This window comes from Pseudomonas sp. UTLPPB19802, from assembly GCF_059730225.1.
This window is the reverse complement of record NZ_AP048545.1, coordinates 3,180,001-3,206,311: the sequence shown is the minus strand read 5'-3', so window position 1 is coordinate 3,206,311 and position 26,311 is coordinate 3,180,001. Positions and strand designations below refer to the sequence as shown.

Below are 26,311 nucleotides of genomic sequence, written 5' to 3'. Positions count from 1 at the left end.
ATGAACAGCACGCTCATCCAGACAGACCGTTTCGTCCTCAGCGAAACCGAGCGCTCGGCCATCGAGCACGAGTTGCACCACTACGAGGACCCGCGCGCGGCGTCCATCGAAGCCCTGAAGATCGTCCAGAAGGAACGTGGCTGGGTGCCTGACGGCGCGCTCTACGCCATCGGCGAGATCCTCGGCATTCCGGCCAGCGACGTCGAAGGCGTGGCCACCTTCTACAGCCAGATCTTCCGCCAGCCGGTCGGTCGCCACATCATTCGCGTCTGCGACAGCATGGTCTGCTACATCGGTGGCCACGAATCGGTGGTCAGCGAAATCCAGAGCAAGCTGGGCATCGGCCTCGGCCAGACCACGGCCGACGGCCGCTTCACCCTGCTGCCGGTGTGCTGCCTGGGCAACTGCGACAAGGCCCCGGCCCTGATGATCGATGACGACACCTTCGGCGACGTGACCGCCGCCGGCGTCGACAAACTGCTGGAGGGCTACGTATGACCCTGACTTCCTTCGGCCCTGCCAACCGCATCGCGCGCACAGCAGAAACCCACCCGCTGACCTGGCGCCTGCGTGACGACGCCGAGCCCGTGTGGCTCGACGAGTACCAGGCGAAGAACGGCTACGCCGCCGCGCGCAAGGCCTTTGCCGACATGGCTGGCGACGATATCGTCCAGACCGTGAAGGACTCCGGCCTCAAGGGCCGTGGCGGTGCGGGCTTCCCCACCGGGGTCAAGTGGGGCCTGATGCCCAAAGACGAATCCATGAACATCCGCTACCTGCTGTGCAACGCGGATGAAATGGAGCCCAACACCTGGAAGGACCGCATGCTGATGGAGCAACTGCCCCATCAACTGATCGAAGGCATGCTGATCAGCGCCCGTGCGCTGAAGACCTACCGTGGCTATATCTTCCTGCGCGGCGAGTACGTCACCGCTGCCAAGCACCTCAACCGTGCCGTGGAAGAAGCCAAGGCCGCGGGCCTTTTGGGCAAGAACATCCTCGGCAGCGGCTTCGACTTCGAGCTGTTCGTCCACACCGGTGCCGGGCGCTACATCTGCGGTGAAGAAACCGCACTGATCAACTCCCTCGAAGGCCGCCGCGCCAACCCGCGCTCCAAGCCGCCCTTCCCCGCCGCCGTTGGCGTCTGGGGCAAGCCGACCTGCGTGAACAACGTCGAGACCCTGTGCAACGTGCCAGCGATCATCGGCAACGGCGTCGACTGGTACAAGTCCCTCGCCCGCGAAGGCAGCGAGGACCACGGCACCAAGCTGATGGGCTTCTCCGGCAAGGTGAAGAACCCCGGCCTGTGGGAACTGCCGTTCGGCGTCACCGCCCGCGAATTGTTCGAAGACTACGCTGGCGGCATGCGCGACGGCTTCAAGCTCAAGTGCTGGCAGCCTGGCGGCGCCGGTACCGGTTTCCTGCTGCCCGAACACCTGGACGCCCAGATGTACGCCGGCGGCATCGCCAAGGTCGGCACCCGGATGGGTACCGGCCTGGCCATGGCAGTCGACGACAGCGTCAACATGGTTTCGCTGCTGCGCAACATGGAAGAGTTCTTCGCCCGTGAGTCGTGCGGTTTCTGCACCCCTTGCCGCGATGGCCTGCCGTGGAGCGTCAAGCTGCTGCGCGCCCTGGAGAAAGGCCAGGGCCAGGCCGGCGACATCGAGACCCTGCTGGGTCTGGTCGGTTTCCTCGGCCCAGGCAAGACCTTCTGTGCTCACGCACCGGGCGCCGTGGAGCCATTGGGCAGCGCAATCAAATATTTCCGTCCGGAGTTCGAGGCCGGCATCGCCCCCGCAGGTGCTGCCGTCCCGCCTTTGGCACGGCCGATCGTAGTCGGCGCATAACAAGTATCGAAGGGGGGCGGTCCGTGCCGCCCTCTTCCTCGTCTGAAGCCGCACCTCGATGCGCCAGGCGAGTACAGGATTCCATTAGCCACGCCCGCAGACGCGGGCCAACGAAGAACTTTGAACCATGGCCACTATCCACGTAGACGGCAAGGCGCTCGAAGTCAACGGGGCAGACAACCTGTTACAGGCATGTCTGTCGCTAGGCCTCGACATTCCTTATTTCTGCTGGCACCCCGCTCTTGGTAGCGTCGGTGCCTGTCGCCAGTGCGCGGTCAAGCAGTACAACGACGAGAACGACACCCGTGGTCGTATCGTCATGTCCTGCATGACCCCCGCTACCGACAACACCTGGATCTCCATCGACGACGACGAATCCAAGGCGTTCCGCGCCAGCGTCGTCGAATGGCTGATGACCAACCACCCGCACGACTGCCCGGTCTGCGAGGAAGGCGGTCACTGCCACCTGCAAGACATGACCGTGATGACCGGCCACAACGAGCGCCGGTATCGCTTCACCAAGCGCACCCACCAGAACCAGGACCTCGGCCCGTTCATTTCCCACGAGATGAACCGCTGCATCGCCTGCTACCGTTGCGTACGCTTCTACAAGGACTACGCCGGCGGTACCGACCTGGGCGTGTTCGGTGCCCATGACAACGTGTACTTCGGTCGCGTCGAAGACGGCACCCTGGAAAGCGAGTTCTCCGGCAACCTCACCGAGGTCTGCCCGACCGGTGTGTTCACCGACAAGACCCACTCCGAACGCTACAACCGCAAGTGGGACATGCAGTTCGCCCCGAGCATCTGCCATGGCTGCTCCAGCGGTTGCAACATCAGCCCCGGCGAGCGTTATGGCGAACTGCGTCGCATCGAGAACCGCTTCAACGGTTCGGTGAACCAGTACTTCCTGTGCGACCGTGGCCGCTTCGGTTATGGCTACGTCAACCGCGCCGACCGTCCACGCCAGCCACTGCTGGCCGACGGCAGCAAGTTGAGCCTGGACAACGCCCTGGACAAGGCCGCCGACCTGCTGCGCGGTCGCAACATCGTCGGTATCGGTTCGCCCCGCGCCAGCCTGGAAAGCAACTACGCGCTGCTGGAACTGGTCGGTGCCGAGCACTTCTACTCGGGTATCGAAGCCGCCGAGCTGGAGCGTATCCGCCTGGTGCTGCAGGTTCTGAAGGACAGCCCGCTGCCCGTGCCGAACCTGCGCGACATCGAAGACCACGACGCGGTGTTCGTTCTCGGCGAAGACCTGACCCAGACCGCCGCCCGCCTGGCACTGGCCCTGCGCCAGTCGGTCAAGGGCAAGGCCGAAGAGATGGCCGACGCGATGCGCGTCCAGCCATGGCTCAACGCCGCGGTGAAAAACATCGGCCAGAACGCGCTGAACCCGCTGTTCATCGCCAGCCTGGCTGAAACCAAGCTCGACGACGTCGCCGAAGAATGCGTACACGCCGCTCCCGATGACCTGGCTCGTATCGGCTTCGCCGTGGCCCACGCCCTGGACGCCAGCGCGCCAGCAGTGGAAGGCCTGGACAGCGAAGCCCGCGAACTGGCCCAGCGTATTGCCGACGCCCTGCTCGCGGCCAAGCGCCCACTGGTCATCGCCGGCACCTCCCTGGGTTCCAATGCATTGATCGAGGCCGCGGCGAACATCGCCAAGGCCCTGAAACTGCGCGAGAAGGAAGGCTCCATCAGCCTGGTCGTGCCTGAGGCCAACAGCCTCGGCCTGGCCATGTTCGGTGGCGAGTCCGTCGATGCCGCCCTGGACGCGGTGATCGCTGGCCGTGCCGACGCCATCGTCGTGCTGGAAAACGATCTGTTCACCCGCACCGATGCCGCCAAGGTCGACGCCGCACTGAGCGCCGCCAAGGTGGTGATCGTCGCCGACCACCAGAAGACCGCCACCACCGACCGCGCCCACCTGGTGCTGCCGGCAGCGAGCTTTGCCGAAGGCGACGGCACCCTGGTCAGCCAGGAAGGTCGCGCCCAGCGTTTCTTCCAGGTCTTCGACCCGCAATACATGGACGCCAGCATCCTGGTTCACGAAGGCTGGCGCTGGCTGCATGCCCTGCGCGCCACCCTGCTGAACAAGCCGGTGGACTGGACCCAGCTGGACCACGTCACGGCGGCCTGCGCTGCCAACGCGCCGCAACTGGCCGGCATCGTCGACGCCGCGCCATCCGCCGCGTTCCGCATCAAGGGCCTGAAACTGGCGCGCGAACCGCTGCGCTACTCCGGTCGTACCGCCATGCGCGCCAACATCAGCGTGCACGAGCCACGGACCCCGCAGGACCAGGACACCGCGTTCGCCTTCTCCATGGAAGGCTACTCGGGCTCCGCCGAACCGCGCCAGCAGGTGCCGTTCGCCTGGTCGCCGGGCTGGAACTCGCCACAGGCCTGGAACAAGTTCCAGGACGAAGTCGGTGGGCATATCCGTGCCGGTGACCCGGGCGTGCGCCTGATCGAAAGCCGCGGTGACAACCTGGGCTGGTTCGCCAGTGTTCCAGCGGCATTCTCGCCATCGCGCGGCACCTGGCAGGCAGTACCGTTCTATCATCTGTTCGGCAGCGAGGAAAATTCCTCGAAAGCCGCACCGGTGCAGGAACGTATCCCGGCCGCCTATGTCGCGCTGGCCAAGTCCGAAGCGGACCGCCTGGGCGTCAACGACGGTGCACTGCTGAGCCTCAACGTGGCCGGCACTACCCTGCGCCTGCCGCTGCGTATCAATGAAGAACTGGGCGCTGGCCTGGTGGCCCTGCCGGCTGGCCTTGCCGGTATCCCGCCGGCGATTTTCGGCAAATCCGTTGACGGTCTGCAGGAGGCAGCTCAATGACCTGGTTCACACCTGAAGTGATTGACGTGATCCTCACGGTCATCAAGGCCATCGTGGTCCTGCTGGCCGTGGTGGTCTGCGGCGCACTGCTGAGCTTCGTCGAACGTCGCCTGCTGGGCTGGTGGCAGGACCGCTACGGTCCGAACCGCGTTGGCCCGTTCGGCATGTTCCAGATCGCTGCCGACATGCTGAAGATGTTCTTCAAGGAAGACTGGACGCCACCGTTCGCCGACAAGGTGATCTTCACCCTGGCACCGGTCGTGGCCATGAGCGCCCTGCTGATCGCCTTCGCGATCATCCCGATCACCCCGACCTGGGGTGTCGCGGACCTGAACATCGGCCTGCTGTTCTTCTTCGCCATGGCCGGCCTGTCGGTGTACGCGGTGCTGTTCGCCGGTTGGTCGAGCAGCAACAAGTACGCCCTGCTCGGCAGCCTGCGGGCTTCGGCCCAGACCGTGTCGTACGAAGTGTTCATGGGCCTGTCGCTGATGGGCATCGTGGTCCAGGTCGGCTCGTTCAACATGCGCGACATCGTCGAGTACCAGGCCCAGCACCTGTGGTTCGTCATCCCGCAGATCTTCGGTTTTCTGACCTTCTTCATCGCTGGCGTGGCCGTGACTCACCGTCACCCCTTCGACCAGCCGGAAGCGGAACAGGAACTGGCCGACGGTTACCACATTGAATATGCCGGCATGAAATGGGGCATGTTCTTCGTGGGTGAATACATCGGCATCATTCTGATCTCGGCGCTGCTGGTCACCCTGTTCTTCGGTGGCTGGCACGGTCCGTTCGGCATCCTGCCGCAACTGTCGTTCGTCTGGTTCGCCCTGAAGACCGCGTTCTTCATCATGATGTTCATCCTGCTGCGCGCCTCGATCCCGCGCCCACGGTATGACCAGGTGATGGACTTCAGCTGGAAATTCTGCCTGCCACTGACCCTGATCAATATGCTGGTGACCGCTGCGGTCGTGTTGTTGAACACGCCTGCCGGCGCGGTTCAGTGAGGATTTGACCCATGTTCAAATATATTGGCGACATCGTTAAGGGTACCGGTACCCAACTGCGAAGCCTGGTGATGGTTTTCGGCCATGGCTTTCGCAAGCGTGACACCCTGCAATACCCGGAAGAAGCGGTCTATCTGCCGCCGCGCTATCGCGGCCGTATCGTCCTGACCCGCGACCCCGATGGTGAAGAGCGCTGCGTGGCGTGCAACCTGTGCGCCGTGGCGTGCCCGGTCGGTTGCATCTCGCTGCAGAAGGCCGAGACCGACGACGGTCGTTGGTACCCGGAGTTCTTCCGCATCAACTTCTCGCGCTGCATTTTCTGCGGCCTCTGCGAGGAAGCCTGCCCGACCACCGCGATCCAGCTGACACCGGATTTCGAAATGGCCGAGTTCAAGCGTCAGGACCTGGTGTACGAGAAAGAAGATCTGCTGATCTCCGGCCCCGGCAAGAACCCTGACTACAACTTCTATCGTGTTGCAGGTATGGCTGTTGCCGGGAAGCCGAAAGGTGCCGCCCAGAACGAAGCCGAGCCGATCAACGTGAAGAGCTTGCTGCCTTAAGGAAGAACGATGGAATTCGCTTTCTATTTCGCATCGGGTATCGCGGTTGTGTCCACGCTTCGCGTGATCACCAACACCAACCCCGTGCACGCCCTGCTCTACCTGATCATTTCGCTGATCGCCGTGGCGATGACCTTCTTCAGCCTCGGCGCACCGTTCGCCGGCGCCCTGGAAGTGATCGCCTATGCTGGCGCCATCATGGTGCTGTTCGTCTTCGTGGTGATGATGCTCAACCTCGGTCCGGCTTCGGTGCTGCAGGAACGCGACTGGCTCAAGCCCGGGATCTGGATCGGGCCGGTGATTCTCGCCGCCCTGCTGCTGGCCGAACTGGTGTACGTGCTGTTCAGCCACAGCAGCGGCGTGGCCATCGGTCAAACCACCGTAGGCGCCAAGGCCGTGGGCATCAGCCTGTTCGGTCCGTACCTGCTGGTCGTCGAACTGGCCTCGATGCTGCTGCTCGCTGCAGCCATCACGGCTTTCCACCTGGGCCGCAACGAGGCGAAGGAGTAATACGATGCCTGCTATCCCTCTGGAACATGGCCTGGCCGTCGCCGGCATCCTGTTCTGCCTCGGCCTGGTCGGCCTGATGGTCCGCCGCAACATTCTCTTCGTGCTGATGAGCCTGGAAGTGATGATGAACGCCGCCGCACTGGCATTCATCGTCGCGGGCGCACGCTGGGCGCAGCCGGATGGACAGATCATGTTCATCCTGGTGATCAGCCTGGCAGCCGCCGAGGCCAGTATCGGTCTGGCGATCCTGCTGCAACTGTATCGCCGCTTCCACACGCTCGATATCGACGCTGCCAGTGAGATGCGCGGATGAACATGATCTTTCTGACTTTCGTATTTCCCCTGATCGGTTTCCTGCTGCTGTCGTTCTCCCGTGGACGCTTCTCGGAAAACCTTTCGGCCCTGATCGGCGTCGGCTCCATCGGCCTGTCGGCGATCGTTGCCGCCTACGTGATCTGGCAGTTCAACGTCGCCCCGCCGGAAGGCGGCCACTACACCCTGGTGCTGTGGCAGTGGATGTCGGTGGACGGCTTCGCCCCCAACTTCGCCCTGTACATCGACGGCCTGTCGGTGACCATGCTCGGCGTGGTGGTCGGGGTGGGTTTCCTGATCCACCTGTTCGCCTCCTGGTACATGCGTGGTGAGGACGGCTACTCGCGTTTCTTCTCCTACACCAACCTGTTCATCGCCAGCATGCTGTTCCTGGTGCTCGGCGATAACCTGCTGTTCCTGTACTTCGGCTGGGAAGGCGTGGGCCTGTGTTCCTACCTGTTGATCGGTTTCTACTACAGCAACCGCAACAACGGTAACGCGGCACTGAAAGCCTTCATCGTCACCCGGATCGGCGACGTGTTCATGGCCATCGGCCTGTTCATCCTGTTCCAACAGCTGGGCACGCTGAACATACAGGAACTGCTGGTCAAGGCACCCGAGCACTTCAAGGTCGGCGACTTCTGGATCGTCCTGGCAACCCTGCTGCTGCTGGGCGGTGCGGTCGGTAAATCGGCCCAGTTGCCACTGCAGACCTGGCTGGCCGACGCGATGGCCGGTCCTACCCCGGTTTCGGCACTGATCCACGCCGCGACCATGGTGACCGCCGGTGTCTACCTGATCGCCCGTACCCACGGCCTGTTCGCCCTGGCACCGGATATCCTGCATCTCGTTGGTATCGTCGGTGGCGTGACCCTGGTCCTGGCCGGCTTTGCCGCCCTGGTGCAGACCGACATCAAGCGGATCCTCGCCTACTCGACCATGAGCCAGATCGGCTACATGTTCCTGGCCCTGGGCGTCGGTGCCTGGGAAGGCGCGATCTTCCACCTGATGACCCACGCCTTCTTCAAGGCCCTGCTGTTCCTTGCCTCCGGTGCGGTGATCGTTGCCTGCCACCACGAGCAGAACATCTTCAAGATGGGCGGCCTGTGGAAGAAACTGCCGTTGGCCTACGCCAGCTTCATCGTCGGTGGTGCCGCCCTGGCCGCCCTGCCGATCGTCACCGCCGGTTTCTACTCCAAGGACGAAATCCTCTGGGAAGCGTTCGCCAGTGGTAACCATGGCCTGCTCTACGCTGGCCTGGTCGGTGCGTTCATGACCTCGCTGTACACCTTCCGCCTGATCTTCATCGCCTTCCACGGCGAAGCCAAGACCGAAGCCCATGCCGGCCACGGGATTTCCCATTGGCTGCCGCTGGGCGTGCTGATCGTGCTGTCGACCTTCGTCGGTGCCTGGATTCATCCACCACTGGCCGGCGTGCTGCCGGAAAGCGCCGGCCATGCTGGCGGCGAAGCCAAGCACAGCCTGGAAATCGCCTCGGGCGCCATTGCCCTGGCCGGTATCCTGCTGGCCGCCCTGCTGTTCCTCGGCAAGCGCCGCTTCGTCAGCGCAGTCGCCAACAGCGGCATCGGACGCATCCTCTCGGCCTGGTGGTTCGCTGCCTGGGGCTTCGACTGGATCTACGACAAACTGTTCGTCAAGCCTTACCTGGCGATCAGCCATGTGCTGCGCAAAGACCCGCTCGACCAGACCATCGGCCTGATCCCGCGCCTGGCCAAGGGTGGTCACACCGCCCTGAGCCGTAGCGAGACCGGTCAACTGCGTTGGTATGCCGCGTCGATCGCCGCTGGTGCAGTCGTGGTGCTCGGCGCCATCGTACTGGTAGCGGTCTGACTATGAACCTTGCGACATTGCGAAAGGAATTGAGCCCGTCATGATTCTGCCTTGGCTAATCCTGATCCCCTTCATCGGCGGCCTGCTGTGCTGGCTGGGTGAGCGCACCAGCGCCACCCTCCCCCGCTGGATTGCGCTGCTGACCATGTCCCTCGAACTCGCCCTCGGCCTCTGGCTGTGGGCCCACGGGGACTACCACCTGGCACCGGCGCCTGGCGCCGATCCGACCTGGGCCATCGAGTTCAAGCACGTCTGGATCCAGCGCTTCGGCATCAACGTGCACCTGGCCCTCGACGGCCTGTCGCTGCTGATGATCCTGCTGACCGGCCTGCTGGGTATCCTCTCGGTACTCTGCTCGTGGAAAGAGATCCAGCGCCACGTGGGCTTCTTCCACCTGAACCTGATGTGGATCCTGGGCGGTGTCGTCGGCGTGTTCCTCGCCCTCGACCTGTTCATGTTCTTCTTCTTCTGGGAAATGATGTTGGTGCCGATGTATTTCCTCATCGCGCTCTGGGGTCACAGCTCCTCCGATGGCAAGAAGACCCGGATCTACGCGGCAACCAAGTTCTTCATCTTCACCCAGGCTTCCGGCCTGATCATGCTGGTGGCGATCCTCGGCCTGGTCCTGGTGAACTTCAACAACACCGGCGTGATCACCTTCAACTACGCCGACCTGCTGAAGACCAAGATGTCCCACGGCGTCGAGTACCTGCTGATGCTCGGCTTCTTCATCGCCTTCGCGGTGAAGCTGCCGGTGGTACCGTTCCACTCCTGGCTGCCGGATGCCCACGCCCAGGCGCCCACCGCAGGTTCCGTCGACCTCGCCGGTATCCTGCTGAAGACCGCGGCCTACGGCCTGCTGCGTTTCGCCCTGCCGCTGTTCCCGAATGCCTCGGCCGAATTCGCGCCGATCGCCATGACCCTGGGTCTGATCGGGATCTTCTACGGTGCCTTCCTGGCCTTCGCCCAGACCGACATCAAGCGCCTGATCGCCTTCTCCAGCGTCTCGCACATGGGCTTCGTGCTGATCGGCATCTACTCCGGCAGCCAGCAGGCCCTGCAAGGCGCGGTGATCCAGATGCTGGCCCATGGCGTGTCGGCAGCGGCACTGTTTATCCTCAGCGGCCAACTGTACGAGCGCACCCACACCCGCGACATGCGTGAAATGGGCGGCCTGTGGTCGAAGATCGCCTACCTGCCGGCCATCAGCCTGTTCTTCGCCGCCGCCTCCCTGGGGCTGCCGGGCACCGGCAACTTCGTCGGCGAGTTCCTGATCCTGATCGGTACCTTCGTCAGCGCGCCATGGATCACCGCCATCGCCACGTCCGGCCTGGTGTTCGGTTCGGTCTACTCGCTGATCATGATCCACCGCGCCTACTTCGGCCCGGCCAAGTCGGATGAAGTGCTGCACGGCATGGACGGTCGTGAACTGACCATGGTGCTCGGCCTTGCGGTACTGCTGATCTACCTCGGCGTGTACCCGCAACCGTTCCTCGACACCTCTGCCGCCACCATGCATGGCGTGCAGCAGTGGCTCGGCACCGCCTTCACTCAACTCGCTTCGGCCCGGTAAGAGCGCTATGGAATTCACGATTCAACACTTTATCGCGCTGGCGCCGCTGTTGATCACCAGCCTCACCATTATCGTGGTGATGCTGGCGATCGCCTGGCGTCGTAACCACTCACAGACCTTCCTGCTGTCCTGTGCCGGTCTCAACCTGGCGCTGCTGTCGATCCTGCCAGCCCTGAAAGTCGCCCCGCTGGCGGTGACGTCGCTGATCCAGGTCGACGACTTCGCCTGCCTGTACATGGCGCTGATCCTGGTCGCCACCCTGGCCTGCGTCACCCTCGCCCACGCCTACCTGGGTGAAGGCGGTCCGGGCTACCCGGGCAACCGTGAAGAACTGTACCTGCTGATCCTGATGGCTGCCGCCGGCGGCCTGGTGCTGGTCAGCGCGCAACACCTGGCCAGCCTGTTCATCGGCCTGGAACTGCTGTCGGTACCGGTCTACGGCCTGGTGGCCTATGCGTTCTTCAACAAGCGTTCGCTGGAAGCCGGTATCAAGTACATGGTGCTGTCGGCTGCCGGTTCCGCGTTCCTGCTGTTCGGCATGGCCCTGCTGTACGCCGAAGCCGGTACCCTGAGCTTCAGCGGGATCGGCCAGGCACTGGCGGCCACCGGCCTGCCAAGCCCGATTGCCCAGCTCGGCCTGGGCATGATGCTGGTCGGCCTGGGCTTCAAGCTGTCGCTGGTACCGTTCCACCTCTGGACCCCGGACGTCTACGAAGGTGCCCCGGCACCGGTAGCGGCCTTCCTGGCCACAGCCAGCAAGGTGGCCGTGTTCGCAGTGATGATCCGCCTGTTCCAGATCTCGCCGGTGGCCAGCAGTGGCGTACTGAGCAACGTCCTGGCGGTCATCGCCGTGGCGTCGATCCTGGTCGGTAACCTGTTGGCGCTGACCCAGAGCAACCTCAAGCGTCTGCTCGGTTACTCGTCCATCGCCCACTTCGGCTACCTGCTGATCGCCCTGGTGGCGAGCAAGGGCCTGGCGCTGGAAGCCATGGGCGTGTACCTGGTCACCTACGTGGTCACCAGCCTCGGTGCCTTCGGCGTGATCACCCTGATGTCCTCGCCGTACAACGGTCGCGACATGGATGCCCTGTACGAGTACCGCGGCCTGTTCTGGCGCCGTCCGTACCTGACCGCCGTGCTGACCGTGATGATGCTGTCCCTGGCCGGTATCCCGCTGACCGCCGGCTTCATCGGCAAGTTCTACATCATCGCGACCGGTGTCGAGTCCCAGCACTGGTGGCTGATCGGCTCCCTGGTGATCGGTAGCGCCATCGGCGTGTTCTACTACCTGCGCGTGATGGTCACCCTGTACCTGATCGAGCCGAACCTGCGTCGTCACGATGCCCAACTGCACTGGGAACAACGTGCTGGTGGCGTGATGCTGCTGGCGATCGCGATCCTGGCCTTCTTCCTCGGCGTATACCCACAACCGCTGCTGGAGCTGGTGCAACACGCCGTACTGGCCAGCTAAGCAAACGGCCAGCCACACCCGACACCCCGCCCGAGGCAACTCTGGCGGGGTGTTTTGTTTTAAGGGGCCTGCCGAATCCGTTGCGAACCATTCTCGACTTCTATAGGCTGGCCCGCCCTGTTCCGCCGAGCCCCTATCGATGCGCACCGCCCTCCCCTCTTCCCTGCTGCCCCTCGCACTGTTGTGCGCCACACCGTTGCAAGCTGCCCCCGCTTCCGTGGAGTTGGGCGAAGTGCAAGTACGCAGCGAAGAGGTCAGCGAGATCGATGAGGCCCGCGAGCAGTTGCAACAGGTGCCCGGCGCCAGCAACCTGGTCGACCTAGGCAAGGTCGAGAATGGCCGAGTCGCCAGCAACCAGGATGTGCTCGCCTACCAGCCAGGGGTGTATGCCCAGTCGGCCAGCAACGACGGCACCAAGGTGTCGATTCGCGGCTCGGGCATCAACCGCGCACCGGGTGCCCACGGCTCGGGTGTCTACACGATGTTCGACGGCCTGCCCCTGACCGGCCCCGGCGGCACGCCCTACGAACTGTTCGAGCCATTGTGGCTGAGCCGTGCCGAGGTGCTGCGCGGGGCCAACGGTTTCGACAAGGGCTCGCTGGCCCTGGGTGGCGCCATCGACTACATCACCCATACCGGCCGAGATGCCGCGCCCCTGCAGGTACGCTACGAAACCGGCAGCCATGGCTATCGCAAGCGCCAGATCAGTTCCGGCCAGGTGCTGGGCGACCTGGATTACTACGTGTCGCTGACCGACTCGGACTACGACGGTTACCAGGACCATACCAAGGGCAGCAGCAAGGGCATCGCGGCAAATGTCGGCTATCGCTTCAGCCCGGAACTGGAAACGCGCCTGTACTTGCGCTATCGCGAGACCGACAACGAGCTGGCCGGACGGGTGACCCAGGAACAGATCAAGCACCATCCGCGTTCAGCCAATCCGGTTTACATCAGCCGCGACTACAACCGTCCGCAACCGGGCAGTACCTGGCTGGGCAGCAAGACGACGATGTACCTGGACGACGATTCGAAGCTCGAGGTGGGGCTGGTCTATCACGACTACCCGATGGACCTGCGCGAAGGCCCCAACCGCCTCAAGGTGGCCTACACCGATGTCAGCGGCACCTTGAACTATATCCGTCGCGACACGCTGTTCGGCCTGGAGAGCAAGACCACTGTAGGCTGGCGCAGCACCAAACACCTGCCCAACAGCGGTGCCTCGGAATATGTGCGAATCCCCGTCGGCAACACCGCAGGCTATCCGACCGGGACCAAGACCCGTGATTTCAGCTACCAGGGTTCGGATAACGTGCTGCATGCCAGCAATGACCTGGAACTGATGCCCGACCTCTGGCTGACCACCGGCCTTGCGATGATCTACACCCGCCGAGAAAGCGATGTGAGTTATCCGGCCAGTGGCGGCAAGGTCAGCCAGCATGATTGGGACTACGCGCCGCGCGTGGGCCTGCGTTACCAGTTCAGTCCGCAGTTGCAGGTGTATGGCAACCTCAGCCGCTCGGTGGAGCCGCCCCATCCGTGGTCGTTGATCTGGAGTTCGGGAACTCGCTTCGGCCTCGGCAATGGGGCTTCAACCGGTCTGCAAAGCACCCCGATCAAGCTGCAGAACCAGACCGCCACCACCCTGGAACTGGGCAGCCGCGGCGAGTCCTGGCTCGGCAAGTGGGACCTGGCCTGGTACTACTCGGCGGTACGCCATGAGCTGCTGACCGTGGAGATGCAGGCCGCCACGCAGACCACAGGCCCGATCACCGGCGAAGTGAATGCCAGCCCCACCGTGCACCAGGGCATCGAAGCCGGCCTGGACAGCCTGCTGTGGGAGCGACCGGCACTGGGCAAGGTCAGCCTGCGCCAGGCCTACACCTTCAGCGACTTCCATTACCGCGACGACCGGGCCTTTGGGGACAACCGCCTGCCCGGCATTGCGCAGCATTACTACCAGGCGGAGATCCGCTACGACCATCCGACCGGCGTCTACGTCGGTCTCAATACCCAGGTGGCCTCGCGCATGGCCGTGGACTACGCCAACTCCCGCTACGCCTCATCCTATGCCCTGTTTGGCGCAACCCTCGGCTACGCCTCGCCCAAGCAGGACTGGCAGACCTGGCTCGACCTGCGCAACCTGACCAACCAACACTACGCCGCGCTGGTGGTGCCTGGCTATGACGACAAGGGGGCTGATGCCGCCCGTTCGGTGCCGGGCGAAGGCATGGGGGTGTACGCCGGGGTCTCGTACAGTTTCAGGTGATGTGTTCGAAGTGAGGGCCCTTTCGCGGGCAAGCGCGGCGTCTACAGGAGGAGCCGCGCGCCGACAGCACGCTCAGGAGGGCAATCTCACGCGTTTCTTGCTCTCGGTGAAAATGCCCCAACTGGACAGGAACAGCGCGGCGATCAACGGCCCGATGACGAAACCGTTCAGCCCGAATACCGACAACCCGCCCAAGGTGCTGACCAGGATCAGGTAATCGGGCATGCGCGTGTCCTTGCCCACCAGGATCGGCCGCAGCAGGTTGTCCACCAGGCCGATCACGAACACGCCGAACAACGCCAGCACCACGCCTTGCCAGATCGCCCCGCTCAACAGGAAGTAAACGGCCACCGGCGCCCAGACAATCCCCGCGCCCACCGCCGGCAGCAGTGAGAGAAACGCCATCACCACCGCCCAGAGCAACGCACTGGGAATATCCAGCAGCCAGAAGATCAGCCCGCCGAGGCCGCCCTGGGTCACGGCCACCACCAGGTTGCCCTTCACCGTGGCGCGCACCACGCGGTTGAACTTCAGTTGCAGACGACGCTTCTGCGGTTCGGCCAACGGCACTGCCGTGCGAATCCGCCGTACCAGGTCCGGGCCGTCGCGCAGGAAGAAAAACAACAGGTAGAGCATGATGAAAAAGCTCACCACGAACTCGAAGGTGCCCTGCCCCACGCTGACCGCCTGACTGGCCAGAAACTGGCTACCTTGGGTCACGCCTGCGACCACCTTGGCCTGCAGACCTTCAAGATCACCCATGCCGAAACGATCGAGCAACTGCTGGAAGGAGCCCGGCAGCAACTGCTTGAAGTGCTCCACATGGCCGGCGATATCCAGGCGGCCGCTTTCGATGCTCTTGTACAGCGCAGTCCCCTCCTGCACCAGCAGGACGCCGATGACGATCACCGGCAACACGGCAATCAGCAGGCAGGCGCCCAGGGTGCACAGCGAGGCCAGGTTGCGCCGCGCCTTCAGTCGCAGCAGCAGGCGGCGCTGCAAGGGCGCGAAAACGATGCCGAGAATCACGGCCCAGAACACCGCGCCGTAGAACGGCTGGAGAATCCACAGGAAGGCAATGGTCACCAGCACCAGCAGGGCCAGCAGGAATTTGTTGTGCAGGGAAGCTTCGCTCATGTCCGGTCCATGTCGGGAAAACGCAGGGGCAGGTGCTCCCTCAGCGGGTTAGTCAGGCGAACGCGCCGATTCGTTCACAAAGTGTGGACCCAGATCAATAAAACCCGGCACCGGAAGACTTAATCTCGCGACTTTTTTGCCGACGGTCCGCCCATGTCCTTTCCCGCTCCCGAACTGCTGGCTCCGGCCGGCACCCTCAAGAACATGCGTTATGCCTTCGCCTACGGCGCCGATGCCGTGTATGCCGGCCAGCCGCGCTATAGCCTGCGGGTGCGCAACAACGAGTTCGACCACGCCAACCTGGCCCTCGGCATCCGTGAAGCCCAGGCCCAGGGCAAGCGTTTCTACGTGGTGGTGAACATCGCTCCGCACAACGCCAAGCTCAAGACCTTCCTCAAGGACCTGGCACCGGTGATCGAGATGGCGCCGGACGCGCTGATCATGTCCGATCCGGGCTTGATCATGCTGGTGCGCCAGCACTTCCCGCAGATGCCGATCCACCTGTCGGTGCAGGCCAACACGGTGAACTGGGCCAGCGTGCAGTTCTGGCAGCAGATGGGGCTGACGCGGATCATCCTGTCGCGGGAACTGTCCCTGGAGGAAATCGAGGAAATCCGCCAGCAGGTGCCGGACATGGAGCTGGAAGTGTTCGTCCATGGCGCGCTGTGCATGGCCTATTCCGGGCGCTGCCTGCTGTCGGGCTACATGAATCGGCGTGACGCCAACCAGGGCACCTGCACCAACGCCTGCCGCTGGAAATACAGTGCACAGCCGGCCGAGGAAAACCTCACCGGCGAGATCGTCCAGGCCTTCGAACCCGAGCCGACCCTCGGCCTGGGGGCACCGACCGACCAGGTGTTCCTGCTGCAGGAAGCCAATCGCCCGGAAGAATCGATGCCGGCCTTCGAGGACGAGCATGGCACCTACATCATGAATGCCAAGGACCTGCGTGCGGTGCAGCATGTCGAGCGACTCGCGCGCATGGGCGTGCACTCGCTGAAGATCGAAGGCCGGACCAAGTCACACTTCTACTGCGCGCGGACCACCCAGGTCTATCGCCAGGCCATCGACGACGCGGTGGCAGGCCGCGAGTTCGACCGCGGCCTGATGACCAACCTCGAATCCCTCGCCCAGCGCGGCTACACCGAAGGCTTCCTGCGCCGGCACGTGCATGACGAATACCAGAACTACCAGAACGGCAGCTCGGTGTCCGAACGCCAGCAGTTCGTGGGTGAACTGACCGGCGTACGCCGCGAGCGGCTGGCGGAGGTCAAGGTGAAGAACCGCTTTGCGCTGGGCGACCATCTGGAGCTGATGACGCCCAAGGGCAACTTTCATTTCGACCTGGGGGAGTTGCGTAACAGCAACGGTGAGTCGATCGAGGTCGCACCGGGGGATGGGCACACGGTGTACCTGCCGATTCCGGACCAGGTGGAACTGGAGTTCGGCTTGTTGATGCGCGACATCAGCGACCGTCAGTAACCCCTGTGGTGAGCGAGCTTGCCCGCGCTCGGCGGCGAAGCCGTCGTAGAAAGGACTGCACAGCCACCCTTTATAGCCCGTATCGACGGCCTCCCGGGACACCCCGCAGCCCGCCGCTCACCGGGATTACTCAGATCCTGAACTGCCCCACCAGCCTGCCCAGACGCTGCCCCAGGTCCGCCAGGCTGCGGGAGGTCTGCGCGCCCTGTTGGGTCTGGTCCGCCACGTTATCCACCGCCACCGCGATCTGGTGCACGCTGCGGTTGATCTCTTCAGCCACTGCCGTCTGCTCCTCGGCGGCACTGGCGATCTGTGCGTTCATCGCGTTGATGGTACCGATCAATTGCGCGATGGTATCGAGCGACGAGCCTGCTTCGTTGGCCTTCACCGAAGTACCGTCACCCGCCTCGCTGGAACGCCGCATCGCTTCCACCGCCGCCTGTGTCCCGGACTGCAGGCGGTCGATCATGCCCTGGATCTCCTGGGTGCTCTGCTGGGTCCGGCTGGCCAACGCCCGCACCTCGTCAGCCACCACCGCGAAGCCACGCCCGGCCTCGCCGGCACGTGCCGCCTCGATGGCTGCGTTGAGGGCCAGCAGGTTGGTCTGCTCGGCAATCGAGCGGATCACCCCGAGCACGCTGACAATCGACGACACGTCCTGCTGCAAGCTGTCCAGCGACACACCGCTGCTACGGATATCCCTCACCAGCGCGTGAATCTGCTCGATGCTGCCATCGACCACGCGCTTGGCCGCCTGGCCTTCGGCGTCGGTCTGCTGGGCGGCGACCGCGGCGCCCTGGGCACTGCGCGCCACCTCCTGGGCCGCCGAGGACATCTGGTTGATCGCCGTGGCAACCTGGTCGGTCTCGTGACGCTGGCGTTCCATGGCCTCTTCCGAACGGTTCGCCTGGTCCGAAACCTGGCTGACCAGCCCGGTCAGTTGGCCGGTCATCTCGGTGATCTGCCGTACCAGGCCGTGGATCTTCTCGACGAAGCGGTTGAACGAGCCCGCCAGTTGCCCCAGTTCGTCCTGGCTGGTGATTGCCAGGCGATGGGTCAGGTCGCCCTCGCCTGCGGCGATATCGTCCAGGTTGGCTTTCATCAGCAGCAGCGGCCGCAGGATGGTGTTGGCCACCAGCATCCCCACTACTGCAATCACCACCAGCACCAGCAGGGCAACACCGACAATGCTCAGCACCACGCCTTCCATCCGCTCGTTGACCTTGGCCCGGACCACCTCGACCTGTGCGTCGATGCCGTCGAGGTTGACCGAAGAGCCAATGGCCATGTCCCACTTGGCCAGGTATTCGGTGTAGCCCAGCTTCGGCACCAGCACCGATTCGTTGCCCGGCAGCGGCGAACTGTATTCCAGGTAATGGGTACCGTCCTTGGCCACATCGACCAGGCCGCGGTTCACATAGACGCCGTTGGGATCACGGGTGTCCTTGAAGCTCTTGCCCAAGCCCTCGGGGCTGTCGCTCTTGAAGAGCCGGACGACCTGCGAGTCGTAGCCGAAGAAGTAACCGTCCTTGCCGTACTTGATGCTCGACAGCAACTTGATGACCTGGTCGCGCGAGGCCTGGTCACCCGGCGCGGCCGCGTCGTAGAGCGGCTTGATCGCGGTCATCGCCACGGCGACATAGCTTTGCAGGGTGGACCGTGCATTGGCGATCAGCCGCTGGCGGGTTTCCTCGACTTCATGGCGGGCCTGGTTCTGCAGGATGAACACGGTGGTGAGGCTGATCACGACCGCGAACAGCAGAACCGGCAAAACGGCGAGGGACAGGACTTTGGCCTTGAGGCTCAGGCGCATGGGATGCTCTCTTGTTATTAGGCAGGTATCGGGTTAACGGCCCGGAACGCGGAAAGTTGAGCAACCGGCACGGCCGTACAACCTAGGCAAACGCTGCAAGATTCTCGGCTTTTCCGGCAGGAAATCGACCGTCTAAGACGTATTGTCGATTTTCATCGACATCCATTCGATGGGATAAAGCGACCCTTTGTTGACGCAGGTCATTGTTTTTTATTTGAACATTCAAATAAAGAAAATCTCCGGCACGCCGTTAAACTTCCAAATCTCTGCATTTCAAGAATAAGGACGTCACTCAATGTCGCTCAGACAGCTTTCCATCCAATGGAAGATCACCCTGCTCGCCGGGCTCTGCCTGCTGGGGATCGTCACCCTGCTGGTCAGCCTTTCGCTGTACCGCATGGAACACAGCTCGGAGCTGGTCAAGGCGTCGAGCATGCAGATGCTCAACGAAGCGGCCCAGGCACGCATCGAGGCCCAGGGTGAAGTCCAGGCGCTGGTCATCCGCCGCCAATTCATGGATGCCTACCAGTACGGCAACGGCTTCGCCCGCCAGGTGCTGTTCCTGCGCGAACAGGCCCAGAAGCGCTTTCTCGACGCCTTCGACCTGCGTGAAGACCTGACCCGCCAGGTCAAGGCTGCGCTGCAGGCCAATCCCGACCTGCTGGGCCTATCCCTGGTATTCGAGGCCAATGCGCTGGACGGCAAGGACGAACTGTTTGCCGGCCAGAAGGAACTCGGCAGCAACGAAAAGGGCCGCTTTGCCCTCTACTGGTCGCAACCGACCCCAGGCACGCTGACCGCCATGCCGCTGCCGGAAAGCGACATGAGCGACACCAGCACCGGCCCCAGCGGCCAACCGAACAACACCTGGTTCACCTGCCCGCGCACGACCCTAAAGCCCTGCGTGATCGAACCCTACTTCTACGAGATCGACGGCCACACCGTGCTGATGACCAGCATCGTCTTTCCGTTGCAGTTCGAGGGCAAGGTGGTCGCTTCGCTGTCGGTGGACATCAACCTCGACAGCCTGCAAGCGGTCAGCCAACAGGCGAGCAAGAAGCTCTACGACGGCCAGACCAGCGTCAGCATCCTCAGCCCGGTCGGCCTGCTGGCCGGCTACAGCCCGGATGCCAGCAAGCTCAGCCAGCGCCTGGACCAGGTCGACAGCCGCGACGGCGCCAGGCTGATCCAGCAGTTGGCCAGCAGCACCCAGACCCAGGTCCTGCGGACCCACCAGCAACTGAAGATCCTCGCGCCCTTCCAGCCGATCCCTGGCGGCAAGCCCTGGGGCGTGTTGCTCGATGTGCCGGAGAAAGTACTGGTGGGGCCGGCCGAGGCGCTCAAGGCGGAACTTGACGAGCGTGGTGCCGCCGGTACCCTGATCGAGTCGGGCCTGGGCCTGCTGGCGGCGGTGATCGGCCTGCTGCTGGTCTGGTTGACCGCCCGCAGCGTGACCCGCCCGATTCTCGCCGTGGCCCACATGCTCGAAGACATCGCCAGTGGCGAAGGCGACCTGACCCGTCGCCTGCACTACGCCAAGCAGGACGAACTGGGGCAACTGGCAGGCTGGTTCAACCGCTTCCTCGACAAACTGCAACCGGTGATCGCCGATGTGAAGCGTTCGGTCCAGGATGCCCGCGGTACTGCCGACCAATCCTCCGCCATCGCCACCCAGACCAGCGCCGGCATGGAGCAGCAGTATCGCCAGGTCGATCAGGTGGCCACCGCTTCCCATGAAATGAGCGCCACCGCCCAGGATGTCGCCCGCAGCGCGGCACAGGCGGCCCAAGCCGCCCGTGATGCCGACCAGGCGACCCGCCAGGGATTGACCGTGATCGACCGCACCACCACCAGCATCGGTCACCTGGCCGCCGACATGAGCGATGCCATGGGCCAGGTCGAAGGGCTGGCGGCCAACAGCGAGAAGATCGGCTCTGTCCTCGAAGTGATTCGGGCGATTGCCGAGCAGACCAACCTGCTGGCGCTCAACGCGGCCATCGAGGCGGCTCGTGCCGGTGAAGCTGGCCGGGGTTTTGCGGTGGTTGCCGATGAAGTGCGTAACCTGGCACGGCGCACCCAGGAATCGGTCGAGGAGACCCGCCAGGTCATCGAGGAACTGCAGAGCGGCACCCGCGAAGTGGTCAGTTCCATGGGCAACAGCCATCGCCAGGCCCAGGGCAGCGTCGAGCAGGTCAGCCAGGCCGTGACGGCCCTGCAGCAGATCGGCAACGCGGTCACGGTGATCACCGACATGAACCTGCAAATCGCCAGCGCGGCGGAAGAGCAGAGCGCGGTGGCCGAAGAGATCAACAACAACGTGGCGACCATTCGCGATGTCACCGAGTCGCTGTCCGGGCAGGCCAACGAGTCGGCACGGGTCAGCCAGTCGCTCAACCAACTGGCCAACCAGCAACAGGGCCTGATGGATCAGTTCCGGGTATGAATACCTGCGCGCAGGGCGTCAGCTTCTGCGCGGCAGGTCGATCGTCACCAGCAGCCCACCCAAAGGGCTGCTCAACAGACGCATCTGTGCGCCCCAGGCGTCGACGATGTCGCGCACGATGCCCAGTCCCAGGCCATGTCCGGTGGTCTGCTCATCCAGCCGCGCACCGCGGCTGACGACCTCGTCCCGCTTCTGTTCGGGAATGCCCGGACCATCATCCTCGATACTCAGGCGATAGCCACCCGCCGTTTCGACGATACCCAGGCGTACCTCGGCATCGGCCCATTTGCAAGCGTTGTCCAGCAGGTTGCCGAGCAGTTCGAGCAGATCCTCGCGGTCCCAGGGCAGTTGCAGGCCGGGCGGCGCCACATGGCTCAGGGCCAGATGCTCGCCATGGATCATTCCCAAGGTCGCAAGCAAGCTCGGCAGCTCCGAATCGCAGTCGAACAACGCGCCCGGCAAGGCATCCCCGGCAAGGCGTGCCCGGTTCAGCTCACGGCTCAGGCGCTGCTCGATCTGCTCCAGTTGTTCCCGCAGCACCTTGCGCAGGCCGGGATGGTCATCCAGCCGGCTATCAGAGGCCAGGCTCAGCAGTACCGCCAGTGGGGTTTTCAGCGCATGGCCAAGGTTGCCCAGGGCGTTGCGTGAGCGCTTGAGGCTGTCTTCGGTATGGGCCAGCAGGTGATTGATCTGCGCCACCAGTGGTTCAAGCTCCAGTGGCACCTGGGCTTCCAGTTGCGAGCGCGTCCCCTGCTGCAACTGGGCAATCTGTTCGCGGGCGTTCTCCAGGGGACGCAGTGCCCGGCGGACGGTCAGCCGTTGCAACAACAGAATCACGATCAACGCCGCCAGGCCGATCCCCAGGCCGATGCGTTGCATCAGCTGGAAACTTTCCCGCACCGGCGTGTAGTCCTGGGCCACGCTGATGCTGATCGCCTGCCCCAGGCGCCGGTAATCCGAGCGCAAGACCAGCAACATCTGCGCCTCGGGCCCCAGTTGCAGGTTGGCGTGCAGTCCGGGTTGCTCCGGCACCGGCAATTCCTGGTCCCAGAGCGAGCGGGAGCGCCAGTGGCTGTCGCCGAAGTCGATTCGAAAATAATGCCCGGAAAACGGCCTCTGGTAGGCCGCCGAAAGGCGTCGCTCATCCAGCTGCAAGCCATCGGGGCCGCGCACCAGGGCGACCAGCAGGTTCTCGCTGTCGGCGTGCAGCCCATCCTCCAGGTAGCGTTGCAGGCCCAGTTCGAACAGCCAGAGACTGGTCTGCGCGACGACCAGGCCGACGACCAGCAGCACGCTGACCAGGCCCAGGCTCAAGCGGCGCTGAATCGACCTCACCCGCTGGTTCCGCCGAACAGATAACCCTGGCCACGCCGGGTCTCGATCACCGAGCGGCCCAGCTTGCGGCGCAGATGGTTGACGTGTACCTCCAGGACATTCGAATCCCGCTCGGTCTCGCCATTGTAGAGGTGTTCGGCCAGGTGCCCCTTGGATAGAATCTGCTCGGGATGCAGCATGAAGTAGCGCAGCAGGCGGAATTCGGCAGCGGTCAGTTGAATCGCCTCGCCGTCGCGGCTGACGCACTGGCGGCCCTCATCCAGATGCAGGCCGGCGGCATTCAGGGTCGGCTGGTTCGGCTGGCCATGGGCACGGCGCAACAGCGATTGAACGCGCAGTTGCAGTTCTTCGGGATGAAACGGCTTGGTCAGGTAATCGTCGGCACCGGCCTTGAGTCCCTCGATACGCTCGGCCCAGGAGTCGCGCGCGGTGAGGATCAGCACCGGCACCGTCAGCCCGCCGGCGCGCCATTGCCGCAGCACATCAAGACCGGGCAAGCCAGGCAGGCCAAGGTCGAGAATGATCAGGTCATAGGGCTCGACAGCGCCCTGGTACGCCGCATCGCGCCCATCCGCCAGCCAATCGACGGCATAGCCCTGGCGTGCCAGGCCAGCTTGCAGCTCATCAGCCAGGGGCACGTTGTCTTCTACCAGCAACAGGCGCATCAGTCGTCCTCCTCGTCTTTCAACAGATCGCCATTGCTGGCGTCGAGCTTGAGCTCGCGGACCACACCAGCCTGGGTCAACAACTCGACCTCATAGATATAGTGACCATGCTTGGTTTCCAGCTCGGCCTCGAGCAACTTCGCTCCGGGGTGATGCCCCATGGCCCGTTGCAGCAGGTTTTCCAGTGGCAGGATCGTGCCTTGCTGGCGCAGGCGCAGCGCCTCGTCCTGGTCCAGGTCCCTTGCCGAGGCCAGGGAGCAGAGAGTTGCCAGCATCAACAGACTGCTGACGCGCAAATTGAAGATCATTACCTGTCCTGATGGTCCTTGAGAACCTGAGCGCTACTGGCGTCCAATTCAATCTCCCACTCAAATCCCTGAGTATCACGCAGTTCTACCCGATGAATGTAGGAGCCTTCTTGCACTTGGGCACCCTTGATCCAGCCCATGGCAATTGGCCATTTTCTCGCTCAAGGTAACTGCCCCAACTTAAACGAAGCTGAATTTCCCCGGCAGTTGCCAGTCCATCTCCATGCCTTCCATTTTCCTCACGCTGGCAGCCACTCGCGACAACCTTCCTTATAATCCAGCTATCCAGAGAACGAGAGCTGTATGACTGCGATCCATATCAAGTATCCCGCGCTGACCCTCAAGGCCGGCAAGCGTGCCTACCAGCGCATCCGCGAAGGCGGACTGAACGCCGCCGACGTCGGTACCCTGCCCGGCGCGGCTGGTGGACCGAAAGCCCTGGGCATCCAGGGGCTGGACCTGGCACTGTTCGGTCACTGGTTGCCGGCCAGTCCGCGAGAGCGCTCATTGATAGGTGCATCGATTGGCGCCTGGCGGTTTGCCAGCGCCTGCCTGCCGGATGCCGCGCAGGGGATCGAACGGCTTGGGCAGCTCTACAACGAGCAGAGCTTTGCCAAGGGCGTGACCATGGCCGAGGTCAGTCGCAGTTGCGAGCGCATGCTGCATGACCTGCTCGAGGGGCAGGACGCGTCGATCCTCAGCAACGAACGCTACCGACTGAACGTCGTCATCGTCAAAAGCCATGGCTTGCTGGCGGACGATCATCGCGGCCGCCTCAGCCTGGGTCTGTCTTCGGTGATCGCCGACAATCTGCTGGGACGTGCGCGCCTGGCCCGTCATTTCGAGCGGGTGATCCTGCATGACCCGCGCCTCTGCCCTCCCCTGCTACCGCTGAAGGATTTTCCCTCGCGAGTGCTGCCGCTGGCAACGGAGAATCTGCGCCAGGGCTTGCTGGCTTCCGGCTCGATTCCGATGGTCATGGAAGGCGTGCGCGACATCGTCGGGGTGGGTGATGGTACCTATCGCGACGGTGGGCTGCTCGACTACCACCTGGACCTGCCCTACGGCGGCGACGATGTGGTGCTGTATCCGCACTTCACCGACAAGGTCATTCCCGGCTGGTTCGACAAGACCCTGCCCTGGCGGCGCGGTAATCCGGATCGCTTGCAGAACGTGTTGCTGCTGGCGCCGTCGCGGGAATACCTGGCTCGACTGCCCCATGGCAAGTTGCCAGATCGTAATGACTTCAAGCGCTACATGGGCGACGACAGGGGCCGCCAGGCCTACTGGCGCAAAGCGATGGCCGAGAGCCGGCGACTGGGCGACGAATTCCTCGAATTGGCCGATAACGGTCGACTTGGCGAGCGCCTGCTGGCGCTTTGAGTCGGTCATCCCGCGGCGGAGCTGTTAAACTGCCGTACTGCATGCATTCTTCAGAGCTGACAATACCGTGGAAATCTTCAAAGAGTTTACGTTCGAATCTGCCCACCGCCTGCCGCACGTGCCGGAAGGGCACAAGTGTGGCCGCCTGCATGGTCACTCCTTCAAGGTGGCGATCCACCTGAGCGGCGAGATCGACCAGCATACCGGCTGGATTCGCGACTTCTCCGAGATCAAGGCGATCTTCAAGCCGCTGTACGAGCGCCTGGACCACAACTACCTGAACGATATTCCCGGGCTGGAAAACCCTACCAGCGAGAACCTGGCGAAGTGGATCTGGCAGGAACTGAAGCCACTGTTGCCAGAGCTGTCGGCGATCCGGATTCACGAGACGTGCACCAGCGGATGCATCTATCGCGGGGAGTAAATCCCGAGCCTGAAAAAACCACCGATAGAGGTGGTTTTTTTATGTCTGGCGTTAGCCCTGTGGAGCTTGTGGTGAGGGGGTTGGGTCTTGTGTCGGTTGTGGCGGCCTCTTCGCGGGCAAGCCCTGCTCCTACAATACTTCGTCGTCCATACCGGTTGTGCTCGACACCCGTCTGTAGGAGCAGGGCTTGCCCGCGAAGAGGCCCTCAAGTCCTGCACCGGACTTGCCAACGCCACAAAAACAAAACCCCAACTGCTTTCGCAATTGGGGTTTTGGAATTTAATCTTGACGATGACCTACTCTCACATGGGGAAACCCCACACTACCATCGGCGATGCATCGTTTCACTTCTGAGTTCGGGATGGGATCAGGTGGTTCCAATGCTCTATGGTCGTCAAGAAATTCGGTAGCCAGCTCGTAGCCCTTGCGGGTCACGCTCCAGCAAATTCGGGTATGTGATTCAGGTATTTGTGCGTTGCAAACTTTCGGTTCACTTCGTCTTCATACACCGCAATCTGCTCATTCGACGCAAATTGCTTGGGTGTTATATGGTCAAGCCTCACGGGCAATTAGTATGGGTTAGCTCAACGCCTCACAGCGCTTACACACCCCACCTATCAACGTCGTAGTCTTCGACGGCCCTTCAGGGAACTCAAGGTTCCAGTGAGATCTCATCTTGAGGCAAGTTTCCCGCTTAGATGCTTTCAGCGGTTATCTTTTCCGAACATAGCTACCCGGCAATGCCACTGGCGTGACAACCGGAACACCAGAGGTTCGTCCACTCCGGTCCTCTCGTACTAGGAGCAGCCCCTCTCAAATCTCAAACGTCCACGGCAGATAGGGACCGAACTGTCTCACGACGTTCTAAACCCAGCTCGCGTACCACTTTAAATGGCGAACAGCCATACCCTTGGGACCGGCTTCAGCCCCAGGATGTGATGAGCCGACATCGAGGTGCCAAACACCGCCGTCGATATGAACTCTTGGGCGGTATCAGCCTGTTATCCCCGGAGTACCTTTTATCCGTTGAGCGATGGCCCTTCCATACAGAACCACCGGATCACTAAGACCTACTTTCGTAC

Annotated in this window: 20 protein-coding genes, 2 rRNA genes and 1 pseudogene (1 of these 23 cut by a window edge); 16 read left to right on the top strand and 7 right to left on the bottom strand. The window is 63.1% G+C overall.

Going from position 1 to position 26,311, the window contains the following annotated elements:
• The 11 genes from nuoE to AC6I6U_RS14355 all read left to right on the top strand — a co-directional run bounded on the left by nuoE (position 1) and on the right by AC6I6U_RS14355 (position 14,239).
• Entirely contained in the window at positions 1-498 is a 498-nt protein-coding gene (gene nuoE / locus AC6I6U_RS14405) for an NADH-quinone oxidoreductase subunit NuoE (RefSeq protein ID WP_010444604.1), read from the top strand.
• Entirely contained in the window at positions 495-1,850 is a 1,356-nt protein-coding gene (gene nuoF / locus AC6I6U_RS14400; RefSeq protein ID WP_497882575.1) for an NADH-quinone oxidoreductase subunit NuoF, read from the top strand. Before nuoE ends, nuoF begins: the two co-directional genes overlap by 4 nt.
• A gap of 127 nt (positions 1,851-1,977) precedes the next feature.
• Entirely contained in the window at positions 1,978-4,692 is a 2,715-nt protein-coding gene (gene nuoG, locus AC6I6U_RS14395; RefSeq protein WP_497882574.1) for an NADH-quinone oxidoreductase subunit NuoG, read from the top strand.
• Positions 4,689-5,696 carry an NADH-quinone oxidoreductase subunit NuoH gene (nuoH, locus tag AC6I6U_RS14390; protein ID WP_497882573.1) on the top strand — a complete coding sequence of 336 codons (1,008 nt, stop codon included), beginning with the start codon at positions 4,689-4,691 and terminating at the stop codon, positions 5,694-5,696. The genes nuoG and nuoH overlap by 4 nt, the downstream gene beginning before the upstream one ends.
• An 11-nt stretch (positions 5,697-5,707) precedes the next feature.
• The gene (gene nuoI / locus AC6I6U_RS14385) at positions 5,708-6,256 is read left to right on the top strand and encodes an NADH-quinone oxidoreductase subunit NuoI (protein WP_032627864.1); all 549 of its coding nucleotides are present in this window, start codon (positions 5,708-5,710) and stop codon (positions 6,254-6,256) included.
• 9 nt (positions 6,257-6,265) lie between these two features.
• Positions 6,266-6,766 (top strand): NADH-quinone oxidoreductase subunit J, encoded by a 501-nt coding sequence (nuoJ, locus tag AC6I6U_RS14380; RefSeq protein ID WP_497882572.1) that lies wholly within the window; start codon positions 6,266-6,268, stop codon positions 6,764-6,766.
• 4 nt (positions 6,767-6,770) lie between these two features.
• Positions 6,771-7,079: an NADH-quinone oxidoreductase subunit NuoK gene (gene nuoK, locus AC6I6U_RS14375; RefSeq protein ID WP_017131317.1), complete on the top strand. Its 309-nt coding sequence runs from the start codon at positions 6,771-6,773 to the stop codon at positions 7,077-7,079.
• Positions 7,076-8,929 (top strand): NADH-quinone oxidoreductase subunit L, encoded by a 1,854-nt coding sequence (gene nuoL / locus AC6I6U_RS14370; protein WP_497882571.1) that lies wholly within the window; start codon positions 7,076-7,078, stop codon positions 8,927-8,929. The genes nuoK and nuoL overlap by 4 nt, the downstream gene beginning before the upstream one ends.
• Positions 8,930-8,969: 40 nt before the next feature.
• Positions 8,970-10,502 (top strand): NADH-quinone oxidoreductase subunit M, encoded by a 1,533-nt coding sequence (nuoM, locus tag AC6I6U_RS14365; RefSeq protein ID WP_497882570.1) that lies wholly within the window; start codon positions 8,970-8,972, stop codon positions 10,500-10,502.
• Between the two features lie 7 nt (positions 10,503-10,509).
• On the top strand, positions 10,510-11,973 hold the full coding sequence (gene nuoN, locus AC6I6U_RS14360) for an NADH-quinone oxidoreductase subunit NuoN (protein ID WP_497882569.1): 1,464 nt from the start codon (positions 10,510-10,512) through the stop codon (positions 11,971-11,973).
• 139 nt (positions 11,974-12,112) lie between these two features.
• A complete protein-coding gene (locus AC6I6U_RS14355; protein ID WP_497882568.1) occupies positions 12,113-14,239 on the top strand; it encodes a TonB-dependent receptor family protein in 2,127 nt (708 codons plus the stop codon).
• Positions 14,240-14,311: 72 nt separating this feature from the next.
• Here AC6I6U_RS14355 and AC6I6U_RS14350 read toward each other — a convergent pair whose 3' ends face one another.
• Positions 14,312-15,376, bottom strand: a complete 1,065-nt coding sequence (locus AC6I6U_RS14350) for an AI-2E family transporter (protein ID WP_497882567.1) — start codon at positions 15,374-15,376, stop codon at positions 14,312-14,314.
• 153 nt (positions 15,377-15,529) lie between these two features.
• Here AC6I6U_RS14350 and trhP point away from each other — a divergent pair, with 153 nt between their 5' ends.
• Positions 15,530-16,858, top strand: coding sequence for a prephenate-dependent tRNA uridine(34) hydroxylase TrhP (gene trhP, locus AC6I6U_RS14345; protein ID WP_497882566.1), 1,329 nt, complete (start codon positions 15,530-15,532; stop codon positions 16,856-16,858).
• 130 nt (positions 16,859-16,988) lie between these two features.
• Here trhP and ctpM read toward each other — a convergent pair whose 3' ends face one another.
• The gene (gene ctpM, locus AC6I6U_RS14340; RefSeq protein WP_497882565.1) at positions 16,989-18,671 is read right to left on the bottom strand and encodes a methyl-accepting chemotaxis protein CtpM; all 1,683 of its coding nucleotides are present in this window, start codon (positions 18,669-18,671) and stop codon (positions 16,989-16,991) included.
• Positions 18,672-18,966: 295 nt separating this feature from the next.
• Here ctpM and AC6I6U_RS14335 point away from each other — a divergent pair.
• Both AC6I6U_RS14335 and AC6I6U_RS14330 read left to right on the top strand, forming a co-directional pair.
• A pseudogene (locus AC6I6U_RS14335) lies at positions 18,967-20,256 on the top strand (PDC sensor domain-containing protein); the annotation flags it as partial.
• A gap of 102 nt (positions 20,257-20,358) precedes the next feature.
• The gene (locus AC6I6U_RS14330) at positions 20,359-21,114 is read left to right on the top strand and encodes a methyl-accepting chemotaxis protein (protein ID WP_497883030.1); all 756 of its coding nucleotides are present in this window, start codon (positions 20,359-20,361) and stop codon (positions 21,112-21,114) included.
• An 18-nt stretch (positions 21,115-21,132) separates the two neighbouring features.
• On the opposite strand, the gene AC6I6U_RS14325 is transcribed toward AC6I6U_RS14330, so the two are convergent.
• The 3 genes from AC6I6U_RS14325 to AC6I6U_RS14315 are packed head-to-tail and all read right to left on the bottom strand — an operon-like array spanning position 21,133 to position 23,422.
• Positions 21,133-22,449, bottom strand: a complete 1,317-nt coding sequence (locus AC6I6U_RS14325) for an ATP-binding protein (protein WP_497882564.1) — start codon at positions 22,447-22,449, stop codon at positions 21,133-21,135.
• On the bottom strand, positions 22,446-23,114 hold the full coding sequence (locus AC6I6U_RS14320) for a response regulator transcription factor (protein ID WP_497882563.1): 669 nt from the start codon (positions 23,112-23,114) through the stop codon (positions 22,446-22,448). Before AC6I6U_RS14320 ends, AC6I6U_RS14325 begins: the two co-directional genes overlap by 4 nt.
• Positions 23,114-23,422, bottom strand: coding sequence for a PepSY domain-containing protein (locus tag AC6I6U_RS14315; RefSeq protein WP_497882562.1), 309 nt, complete (start codon positions 23,420-23,422; stop codon positions 23,114-23,116). The genes AC6I6U_RS14320 and AC6I6U_RS14315 overlap by 1 nt, the downstream gene beginning before the upstream one ends.
• Positions 23,423-23,725: 303 nt before the next feature.
• On the opposite strand from AC6I6U_RS14315, the gene AC6I6U_RS14310 reads away from it, so the two are divergent.
• Together AC6I6U_RS14310 and queD are read left to right on the top strand one after the other, a co-directional pair.
• Complete coding sequence (locus AC6I6U_RS14310; protein WP_497882561.1) at positions 23,726-24,805, top strand: patatin-like phospholipase family protein; 1,080 nt, start codon at positions 23,726-23,728, stop codon at positions 24,803-24,805.
• 67 nt (positions 24,806-24,872) lie between these two features.
• Positions 24,873-25,229, top strand: a complete 357-nt coding sequence (gene queD / locus AC6I6U_RS14305) for a 6-carboxytetrahydropterin synthase QueD (RefSeq protein ID WP_017903546.1) — start codon at positions 24,873-24,875, stop codon at positions 25,227-25,229.
• Between the two features lie 283 nt (positions 25,230-25,512).
• Here queD and rrf read toward each other — a convergent pair.
• Together rrf and AC6I6U_RS14295 are read right to left on the bottom strand one after the other, a co-directional pair.
• Positions 25,513-25,628: ribosomal RNA gene (gene rrf, locus AC6I6U_RS14300) — 5S ribosomal RNA — on the bottom strand.
• A gap of 149 nt (positions 25,629-25,777) precedes the next feature.
• Positions 25,778-26,311: ribosomal RNA gene (locus tag AC6I6U_RS14295) — 23S ribosomal RNA — on the bottom strand (it continues 2,357 nt past the right edge of the window).